7 protein-coding genes are annotated in these 11019 nt (G+C 44.0%); 1 reads left to right on the forward strand and 6 read right to left on the reverse strand.

What is annotated here, in order from left to right; all coding sequences use genetic code 11:
- The first annotated feature begins 172 nt into the window (after positions 1–172).
- Positions 173–1243 (forward strand): S9 family peptidase, encoded by a 1071-nt coding sequence (locus KGY70_10870; GenBank protein ID MBS3775682.1) that lies wholly within the window; start codon positions 173–175, stop codon positions 1241–1243.
- Positions 1244–1744: 501 nt separating this feature from the next.
- Here KGY70_10870 and KGY70_10875 read toward each other — a convergent pair.
- The 6 genes from KGY70_10875 to ilvD form a co-directional block, all read right to left on the reverse strand.
- Positions 1745–3289, reverse strand: a complete 1545-nt coding sequence (locus KGY70_10875; protein MBS3775683.1) for a 2-isopropylmalate synthase — start codon at positions 3287–3289, stop codon at positions 1745–1747.
- 171 nt (positions 3290–3460) lie between these two features.
- Positions 3461–4507: a ketol-acid reductoisomerase gene (gene ilvC / locus KGY70_10880; protein ID MBS3775684.1), complete on the reverse strand. Its 1047-nt coding sequence runs from the start codon at positions 4505–4507 to the stop codon at positions 3461–3463.
- A gap of 35 nt (positions 4508–4542) precedes the next feature.
- Positions 4543–5058, reverse strand: coding sequence for an acetolactate synthase small subunit (gene ilvN, locus KGY70_10885; GenBank protein MBS3775685.1), 516 nt, complete (start codon positions 5056–5058; stop codon positions 4543–4545).
- Positions 5059–5086: 28 nt separating this feature from the next.
- On the reverse strand, positions 5087–6850 hold the full coding sequence (gene ilvB, locus KGY70_10890; protein ID MBS3775686.1) for a biosynthetic-type acetolactate synthase large subunit: 1764 nt from the start codon (positions 6848–6850) through the stop codon (positions 5087–5089).
- 93 nt (positions 6851–6943) lie between these two features.
- A complete protein-coding gene (ilvB, locus tag KGY70_10895; GenBank protein MBS3775687.1) occupies positions 6944–8695 on the reverse strand; it encodes a biosynthetic-type acetolactate synthase large subunit in 1752 nt (583 codons plus the stop codon).
- Positions 8696–8709: 14 nt separating this feature from the next.
- Positions 8710–10560, reverse strand: coding sequence for a dihydroxy-acid dehydratase (gene ilvD, locus KGY70_10900; GenBank protein ID MBS3775688.1), 1851 nt, complete (start codon positions 10558–10560; stop codon positions 8710–8712).
- Positions 10561–11019 lie beyond the last annotated feature (459 nt).

Here is an 11019-nt window from a genome sequence, read left to right on the forward strand (position 1 = left end):
TGGACTGGGAATTTTCAGCAGAAGGCCTTACCATTCAGACACCCCAGGAGAAGCCATGCGAACATGCTTTTGCGTTTAAAATTGATTTAAGATAAAATGGGTATAGGTAGCGGTAGATCCTATGCTAACTTTTAAACGTGTTTTTACTATGAAACAAATCGGCTCATTATTTATGATTGTCTTCTTACTTGTATCCGGGATCTATTCTTCCCGGGCACAGGAGGAGGAAACCAACAAAGATGAAGTTATAGAAACTTTGTCGAATCACATCAACTATCTTCGCCACCGCCTGGATGTTCTTGAAAAAGGCATTGACGATGTGCTTTGGTATCAGAAGGTAGGTGATGTAGCCCATATTGATAAGGTGTACATCACCGGACCTCCAATATGGAACGAAAAAAATCCCGATGCTCAGGGTTACGGCAATCCGGTCAAGTTCCGGTCTTATGTTTTTGTACCCAAAGGCATAGACACCGATAAAGAGTATCCGCTGATCGTCTTTCCCCATGGAGGGGTTCACAGCGATTTCAACACTTACTATGCCCACATCATTCGTGAACTGATGGCCCAGCAATATATTGTGGTGGCCGCCGAATACAGGGGCAGCACAGGCTACGGAAGGAGTCACTACGAGAAAATAGATTATGGCGGACGAGAAGTAGAGGATGTGGATGCCAGCAGGCAATATATGCTGGATAATTACCCCTTTGTGGATGGAAACCGTGTGGGAATCATCGGATGGAGCCATGGGGGACTTATCACACTGCACAACATTTTTGACTATCCCGACAATTACAAGGTAGCCTATTCCGGGGTTCCTGTCAGCGACCTTATCGCCAGGATGGGATACAAAACACAGGGTTATCGGGATCTTTACTCGGTGGATTACCATATCGGACAAACCGCGTATGAAAATGTAGAAGAATATAAAAAACGCTCTCCAGCCTGGAATGCCCATAAACTGGAGGATGTTCCTCTTTTGATCCATACCAATACCAACGATGCGGATGTCAATGTGCTAGAGGTGGAACACCTGATAAAATCGTTAAAAGCCCATGATAAGGAGTTTGAGTACAAAATCTTTCAGGATGTGGCCGGCGGTCATTCGTTCAACAGGCTTGACACCAAAAAGGCCAAAGAGATACGGGTGGACATATACAGGTTTCTAGACAAGGAACTCGATCCTCCGAAAAAGATACGTTCGGTGGAGGATATTAATGAAGCGGGGTATAAAGGTTTTTAGTAGGGAGTAGGCACTAAGCAGTAGGCAGTCCATAAACTACAACTGGCAGGAGAATCCGATTCTCATTAGGTTCTCATTGATCATTGAGTCATTAATAGTCATTGATTGTCATTCAATGGTTTTTGACTTAAATGCCGGGGTGTGTAGAAGTTTCTTGAAACCTGACCTAATCTCTGCAAAGTGAAAAGACCTTGATATTCGTTATAAGTAAGCTTTGTATTACCGCTGTGCTTATTTTCTTTGAAATCTCGGTGGTTTCAGTGGTTACATATCTTGTTAACTACTTCGGTATTTCCCAAAAAAACATTTATCAATCCTAAAAAAAACGCACCCTGCAATTTGATGCCTGATGCGTTTTTTTCAACCCTAAACCTAACCTAAAATTAACCCGAAGAAAAAACCTATTTTAAAGAAGTGCTAATTTTTATATTTTATTACGGCTCCAGACCAAAAAAGATACACAAACTGATTATTTAAAACCAATAAAAATAAGGCGGCATATCATTTGGAAGCCTGCATTTTCCGCTGACCATGGTTTTTCATCTCCATCCGGTTTTCCAGGAGATTCAACATTTTTGTAGTGGCTTTAATTGCAGATTCGGTCTGATCGGCATCCAAACCCCTTGTTTTAAAATCCTCGCCTCCATACTCCCAGGTAATAATCGTTTCAACAAGCGCATCGGTGTTACCACCCGGCGGAATGGTAACCATATAATCCATAAGTTTGGGAAATTCTTTCCCCAGGTTGCTGTATATCTTCTTCAGCGCTTTCGTAAAGGCATCATACTGGCCGTCGCCTTCAGAAGTCTCCTGGTATTGGACGTTATCTATCTCCACATTAAGAGAAGCTACAGGGCGAAGCCCTTTGGTAAGCGAAAGGGTATATCCCACCACTTTGATCTTCTCATCCACCATATTGGTATTCAATACATCGGAAACAATATAGGGAAGATCTTCTGAACTCACATGTTCTTTCTTGTCACCCAGTTCAATGACTCTTTGTGTAACCTTTTCCATGGATTCCCGATCCAGGGATATGCCCCATGCTTCAAGGTTCTTCTTAATATTGGCCTTACCTGAGGTTTTCCCCAGGGCATATTTTCTTTTTCTTCCAAACCGTTCCGGCAGCAGCTCGTTGTAATAAAGCTGCCTTTTGTTGTCTCCGTCGGCATGAACCCCACAGGTCTGCGTAAAAACATTTTCTCCGATCAAGGGTTTATTAGAAGGAATACGGACACCGGAGAAACTTTCCACCAGCTTGCTTACGGGATATAACTGAGATTCATCTACATTGATCTCAAAATCCGTGTGGTCTTTAATCACTCCTACCACGCTAGATAAAGGAGCATTCCCGGCTCGCTCGCCCAGTCCGTTCACTGTGGTATGCACGCCCTTCATCCCGGCATTTAATCCCGCGTAAGAATTGGCAATAGACAGATCGTAGTCGTTATGGGCATGGAAGTCGAAATGCAATGAGGGGTAGCGCTCAACCATTTCCGCACAATACTGATAGACTTCATCTTGATTGAGTATACCCAATGTATCCGGTAGCATAAACCGTTTTACCGGCTCATGCTGAAGATTATCCAGATAGTAAAAAACATAATCTTTAGAATTGTTCATGCCATTGGACCAGTCTTCAAGAAATATGTTCACCTCCAGGCCCATATCAGTGGCCTTGTGAATAAAGTTCCTGATATCTTCGACATGTTCTTCTTTGCTCTTTTTGAGCTGATATTTCAGGTGGTTAATCGAACCTTTGGTTAACAGGTTCACCACCCTGGCTCCGGACTTTTCAATCCATTCCAGTGACTGGGTTCCATCCAGGAATCCAAGCACTTCAACCTGGTTCAGATAACCATTGTTTGCAGCCCATTCTGTTATCTTTCGGGTAGCCTCAAACTCGCCCCTCGACACCCGTGCTGAGGCAATTTCTATCCGGTCAACCTTCACATCGGCAAGCAGCTTTTTGGCCATAGTGAGTTTTTCCAGCTCACTAAAAGAAACCCCTGAAGTCTGCTCACCATCGCGCAAGGTTGTATCCATAACCTCTATGTACTTATTATTCTGCAATGGCTTTGACATATTACTTACTTTTTTGATTTTGCCGGAATCTTAAAATCCGGCTATAATATCGTTTACTTTTTCGCAACTCAGACAAAGAGTCCACAACCATAAAAGAAAGAAGGGACCTCTCATAAAGAGATCCCGCAACAACTAACTTTCTGGTCTTAATTTACGCACCTGGCTGCCTGTTGTCCATAGTTCAGAATCATGAAGTGCTTTCAGTTCTTCATGCAGTTTTTCTCTGTAATCCGGCTGACTGTTGATATCGATGGCACGTTGAGCTTCTTCCCCGCTGGCTACTTTTTGGTAAAGTTCGTCAAAAACGGGTTCCAGTGCTTTCTGAAATTTAGGGTACCAGTCAAGCGCTCCGCGCTGGGCAGTAGTGGAACAATTGGCATACATCCAATCCATTCCTTTTTGTGCTACCAAGGGCATCAGGCTTTGGGTAAGCTCTTCAACCGTTTCATTGAAGGCTTCGGAAGGAGAATGTCCATTCTTTCTCAACACATTAAACTGTGCCTGGAAGAGTCCCTGTATGGCGCCCATCAGGCTGCCACGTTCACCGGTGAGGTCACTGAACACTTCCTTCTCAAAAGTAGTCTCAAACAAGTAACCACTTCCTACACCTATTCCCAGGGCAATTACCCGATTCCATGCATTGCCGGTGGCATCCTGGTGAATGGCATAGCTTGAATTCACGCCCCGGCCTTCTTTAAACAGACTGCGCAGGCTGGTGCCTGAACCTTTGGGAGCTACCATGATGACATCTACGTTGTCCGGAGGTATCACCTTGCTTCGATCTTTATATGTTATTGAAAAACCATGAGAAAAATACAGTGCATCTCCTTCATTCAGGTTTTGCTTCACCTGGTCCCAAATCATCATCTGAGCAGCATCTGAAACAAGATACTGTACAATGGTTCCTCTTTTAACTGCTTCCCCTACAGGAAACAAGGTTTTATCAGGCTCCCATCCGTCATTTACAGCTTTATTCCAATCATCTTTGAATTCAGGTGCCTGACCAACGACAACATCAATACCATTATCCTTCAGGTTTAATGCCTGAGCCGGTCCCTGAACGCCATATCCGATGACTGCAACCGTTTCGTTCTTTAAAGTTTCTTTCGCTTTTTCCAGTGGAAACTCTTCTCTGGTTACCACATTTTCTTCTTCACTACCAAAGCGTATTTTCGCCATAATGTACTATTTTTAATTTGATTATTTAAAGGATTCTACAATATATTGGCCAACTTGCCATCTGACTTGGTGAAAGTAGATTTTACCGACCTGATATACCGGACATCACAGTGTTTTTTCATTTCCTCAATGATCTGGTTGATCTCCGACTGAGTACCTGACTTTTCAAAATAGGTATTGTCGGAATTGACCTTCATGAGTCTTACATCGTATTTTCTGATCAGAGCTTCTATTTCCGAAGACTCAAGCATTTGATTGGTCGGGATTTTAAAAAGGGTTGTCTCGTGCTGAGTTGTATTCTCCTCTTTACGGGCGAAAGCATCAAACACCTCCACCTGCTTTTCTATTTGTTTAAGCACCTTGTTAACCTGCTCCTCCGAAATTTTAAGAAGAATGTTGAACCGGTGAATGCCTTCATACTCGGAGCCGGAGACAGTCAGACTCTCAATATTCAGTTTTCTGCGCGTAAAAATATTGGCTATACGACTGAGCAAACCGGGATGATTTTCTGTAAATACGGTAATGGTATAAAATTCTTTCTCTTCTTTCATATCTCTTAAATTTATTGGTTTTTTATAATTACGATTCATTTTCATTTTCACTTTCCTTCGATGGACCGAGCATGATATCCGAAACGCTGGTGCCCGGAGCAATCATTGGGAAGACATTATCCTCTTTTTCCACAACAACTTCCAGTAAATAGGGGCCCTCGGTTGCAAACATTGCATCGAGCGCTTCAGGTACTTCAGAAAGCTGCGTGATTCTGCTTGCATTCAGCCCGTATCCTTCGGCTATTTTCATATAGTTCGGACTTGTTATTGGAGTTGAGGCATACCGTTTTTTAAAAAACAATTGCTGCCACTGACGGACCATTCCAAGATACGAATTATTCAGAATAATGATTTTCAAAGGAATATTGGACTGAGCGATTGTACCCAGTTCCTGCATAGTCATTTGAAAGCCACCATCACCTACTACTGCAACAACCTGCCGGTTGGGGGTCCCTATCTGAGCCCCCAAAGCCGCAGGCAGACCAAATCCCATAGTTCCCAGGCCACCTGAAGTAATAAGGCTTCTTGGATGTGTAAAATGAAAATACCGGCATGCTATCATCTGATGCTGTCCCACATCGGTTACGAGAAGGGGTTCTTTTCCCTTTTCGTTCAACTCTAGGATCACATCCGTCATCCGAATATGTTTATGGTATTTATCGTAATGCTCCTTCAATATCTTGTCATATTCTTCCTGCTCATATTCCCGGAACTGCCTGATCCATTCGGGAAATGCGTTTTCCTTTACCTGTTCGGTAAGATAGGGAAGCGTTTTCTTGACATCTCCAAGTATCGGAACATCCACCTTAACATTTTTATCTATTTCGGCCGGATCAATGTCCATATGAATTATCCGGGCATTTTTCCCGTAGGTGCTCAATTTTCCTGTAACCCTGTCGTCAAAGCGCATGCCTATTGAAATAAGCAAATCGGCTTCATTGGTCAGAACATTGGGGGCATAATTGCCATGCATGCCCAACCATCCGACATAATTGGGATAATCATTGGGTATAGCCGAAAGTCCTAACAGGGTTGATGCAGCCGGAATACCGGTTTTATCCAGAAAATCCTTCAATTCCTTTTCGGCCTGTCCCAGAATCACACCCTGACCAATAAGCGCCATAGGTTTTTCCGAATTATCAATCAATTCAGCAGCCTGTTCAATCTGGTCCATTTCAATGTCGGGGACAGGTTTATAACTTCGTATTTCATTACATTTTTCATAATGAAAATCCAGTTCACCAAATTGTGCATTCTTGGTAAGATCAATAAGTACGGGGCCAGGCCGGCCTGATCGTGCAATGTAAAATGCTTTGGCTATGGCTCCGGGTATTTCTTCGGGTTTGGTAATCTGAAAATTCCATTTCGTGACCGGAGCGGAAACACCGATAATATCGACCTCCTGAAAACCATCGGTACCAAGGAGCGTGTCAGGTACCTGGCCGGTAATGCACACCAGGGGTGTGGAATCAATATTGGCATCGGATATGCCAGTCATCAGGTTGGTAGCCCCCGGACCTGAGGTAGCCATAACAACCCCGGTTTCTCCGGAAGCTCTTGCATAACCCTGTGCAGCATGCACTGCTCCCTGCTCGTGACGCACAAGCAAATGATTAAGACTTTTTTCATAATTCATCAAACTGTCATATACAGGCATGATAGAGCCGCCGGGATAACCAAATATTTGATTTACCCCCTCTTCCAGGAGGGATAAAATAACGGCTTCCGCCCCTTTTACCCTTTTCTTAACCGAACCGGTTTGTGTTTTGGATCTTGATTCTGGTGCTTCCATATATTCGCAAAATTTAAATATTTTAATAACTTTGTGATCGACAGTGTATAAAACTGACTGTTTTAAATTGACAGTGAGCCTGCCTGCTGATTCCTATTCGTTGCCCTGCGGAGGCTCCAAAAGCATATCCGAAACAGATGCTCCCGGTGGGATCATCGGAAATACATTGTCTTCCTGCTCAACTACAACTTCCAACAAATAGGGGCCCTCTGCATCAAACATTTCCTCCATGGCAGAAAAAAGCTCCTCTGAACGGGATATTCTTCTGGCCTTTATTCCGTAACTTTCTCCCAGTTTTTCGTAATCGGGACTGGTTATGGGCGTAAACGAATATCTTTTCTCAAAAAAGAGTTCTTGCCATTGTCTTACCATTCCGAGGTAAGAATTGTTAAGCACCACAATCTTAACGGGCAATCTGGCCTGAGCAATGGTTCCCAATTCCTGAACGGTCATCTGAATGCCGCCATCACCGACAACAGCAACGACGTTTCTGCCGGGTTGGCCTGCCTGTGCCCCCATAGCGGCAGGGAGAGCAAACCCCATGGTTCCCAAACCACCAGAAGTAATGTTGCTTCGGCTCTGATCAAACTGGAAATAACGGGAAGCAGCCATCTGATGTTGCCCTACATCAGTTACGAGCAGGGGATTCCGTTCCAGTTTATTCAATGTCAGTATGACCGCTGCCATGTTGATGGGTCCTTCTTCGCTTATCTTGTCTTTATATAGTTTCTGAATCTCTTGCTTTTCATGCTCTCTGAAGCTTTCCAGCCAGGTTTCATGGTTTTGGGGTTTGACTTCCTCTGTCAGGTATGGCAGAGTTTCCTTAACATCTCCGAGAACGGCAACATCCACTTTTACGTTCTTATTGATCTCTGCCGGATCGATTTCCATATGGATTACTTTGGCATTTTTGCCATAAGTGCTCAATTTCCCTGTTACCCTGTCATCAAATCGCATTCCAATGGATATAAGAAGGTCTGCCTCATCGGTAAGAACATTCGGTCCATAATTGCCATGCATGCCGAGCATTCCCACATAGTTGGGATAGTTGGTTGGTACTGCCGAAAGACCCAATAAAGTGCAGGCTGCAGGGATATTTGTTTTTTTTAGAAATTTTCTCAGTTCCTCTTCAGCACTACCAAGAATAGCCCCTTGTCCAACCAAAGCAAGTGGTTTTTCTGCCTGGTTGATTAATTCAGCGGCTTCTGAAATCTGGCTGTGCTCAGTTTCAGGAACCGGTACATAGCTAGGGATGTGATTGCATCTTTTATAGTCAAAATCCACTTCTCCAAATTGGGCATTCTTGGTAATATCGATCAAGACCGGGCCAGGTCTTCCTGAATGGGCAATATAAAATGCCTTTGCAATGGTTTCTTGTATTTCATCAGGCTTGGTAATCTGATAATTCCATTTGGTAACGGCAGAAGAAACACTAATCACATCAACTTCCTGAAAAGCATCGGTGCCCAGGAGACTATCATTTACCTGGCCTGTTATACACACTATGGGTGTTGAATCTATATTGGCATCGGAAATACCGGTTATCAGATTGGTAGCACCGGGTCCCGAGGTGACAAAAACCACTCCTGTTTTTCCTGTGGCTCTTGCATAGCCCTGGGCTGCATGCACAGCTCCCTGTTCATGACGTACCAGCAGATGCTCAAGGGAATTTCTATAACCATAAAGAGAATCGTAGACAGGCATGATGGCTCCCCCGGGATAACCGAATACCTTATTGACTCCCTCTTCTAAAAGGGATAGAATCATTGCTTCTGCACCCTTAACTCTCCGAATATTTGGCTTTGTTTTGGTCTCAAGTCCTGGTTTTGTTTCTGTAAATTTCATAGGTCATAGATTTTTCATATGGTTCGAATGGCTCCCAGATCTGCAGAAGTTACCATTTTTGAATATATTTGAAGCGCCTTTGATACGACTCTATTTCTATTTCTTGGAACAAAGGCTTTATCCTGATGTTGTTCTTCATCTGCTCTGCGTTTCTGCAGCTCTTCATTACTCAGCCGGGCATGAATGGTTCTTCCGGGAATGTCGATCTCAATGATATCGCCTTCACAAAGGAGGGCGATCTCACCACCGGCAGCCGCCTCGGGTGACACATGACCGATCGAAAGGCCGGAAGTACCTCCTGAAAACCTGCCATCGGTAATCAATGCACAATCCTTATCCAGTTTTTTGGATTTTATATACGATGTGGGATAGAGCATCTCCTGCATTCCCGGGCCACCCGACGGCCCTTCAAAAAGGATCAAAACTATATCACCGGGAACAATCTCATCGTTCAGTATGGCCTCGCAAGCTTCGTCCTGTGAGTGATAAATTTTAGCACGACCTGTAAACTGAAGAACGGAGGGGTCTACTCCTGCTGTTTTCACAATGCAGCCGTTCCTGGCTATATTTCCATACAACACAGCCAATCCCCCATCCTTCTCATAAGCATGTTCGATATCCCGTATGCATCCAGCCTCACGGTCTGTATCCAGATGCTCGTACTGCGTTGCCTGACTTCCCAGCTCAAGATTTCTGAAATTGCCGGGGGCAGATTTATAAACCGTCAGAGCTGTTTCTTTGGGTTCACGTGCAGTGATATCATAACTTCTTAACACTTCCTCAAGTTTTGTGCCTTCTACTCTCGGTAACTCAGGATTTAAAAGGCCTCCTTTGTTCAGTTCTTTCATAATGCCCAAAACGCCCCCTGCCCTGTTTACATCTTCAATATGATATTTCGAGCTTGGGGCTACCTTGGAAAGCACCGGGATATTCCTGGAGAGATTATCAATGTCTTTCATATAAAATTCCACTTCTCCTTCCCGCGCAATGGCCAAAAGGTGAAGCACCGTATTGGTGGATCCTCCCATAGCAATATCCAGCGACATGGCATTCATAAATGCTTCGCGGGTAGCGATGGCTCGGGGGAGTACACTGCTGTCCCCTTCAAAATAATAACTTTTTGCATTCTCAACGATCAGCCGTGCGGCATTCAGCATCAATTTCCTGCGGTTTGCGTGGGTAGCCAACACCGTGCCATTACCCGGCAACGCCAATCCAAGTGCTTCAGCCAGGCAGTTCATAGAATTGGCAGTGAACATGCCCGAACAGGAACCACAGGTGGGACATGCTGAACGTTCGGTTTGTGCCAGTTGCTGATCGGTATAACCTGCATCGGCACCCCGGACAATAGCATCCACCAGATCAAGAGATTCTCCGTTGCTCTTTCCGGCTTCCATAGGGCCGCCCGAAACATACACAAAGGGTATATTTAACCGCAGGGCCGCCATAAGCATACCGGGCACAATTTTATCGCAGTTGCCTATGGCAATCAAGGCATCCGCTTTGTGTGCATTGCACATATATTCAATGCTATCGGCTATAATTTCACGGGAAGGCAGAGAGTAAAGCATGCCTTCATGTCCCATGGCTATGCCGTCATCAATGGCAATGGTGTTGAACTCAGCTGCAAAACATCCAAGCTTTTCAATCTCGGATTTGATCATCTGACCCGTTTCATGAAGATGGACATGCCCCGGCACAAACTGCGTAAACGAGTTGGCTATGGCAATGACGGGCTGACCAAAATGATCATCCTGCATGCCGTTGGCACGCCAAAGACTTCTTGCTCCCGTCCTTTGCCTTCCAACGGTAGTTTTTCTGCTTCGTAGCTGGTTTTTCCTATTTGATGCTTTGTCCTCTTCCATAGCTCATATTGCATTAAAAAAGCGCCTAATTAGGGAAATGGCGCTTTATGACCTTTTATCATGCACACCATTTCCCTTCAGCACCTCACGACAATGCCGGGAAGAATGAAAAAAGAAATGATGAGCAATAAAAACCGCATACCCTTTTAATTTTTATTTTGATACAAAAATAAAAGGGGTAAACGAATTAGTAAAATCAAAATACAGAGATAATACGATCTTTAATAAAGACCAGTACATTGTTATTTTTTTGACAGGCAGTTATTTATCATTATAAACCAACAAGTGTTTTACAATGGCAAGCGTAAAAAACAGTTGGTGATGAAACAAAGGGGCACCGACGTATATCTCCCCGGAGGGAAATCTAGCTTAAATTATTCTTATCGCAGCTTTAGCTGCAAACAAATTTCTCATAACCTGTATGGTATCGTTCTCAAAGTTAAGCAATTTAACTTTTTT

Source organism: Bacteroidales bacterium (assembly GCA_018334875.1).
Classification (GTDB): Bacteria; Bacteroidota; Bacteroidia; order Bacteroidales; family UBA12077; genus JAGXLC01.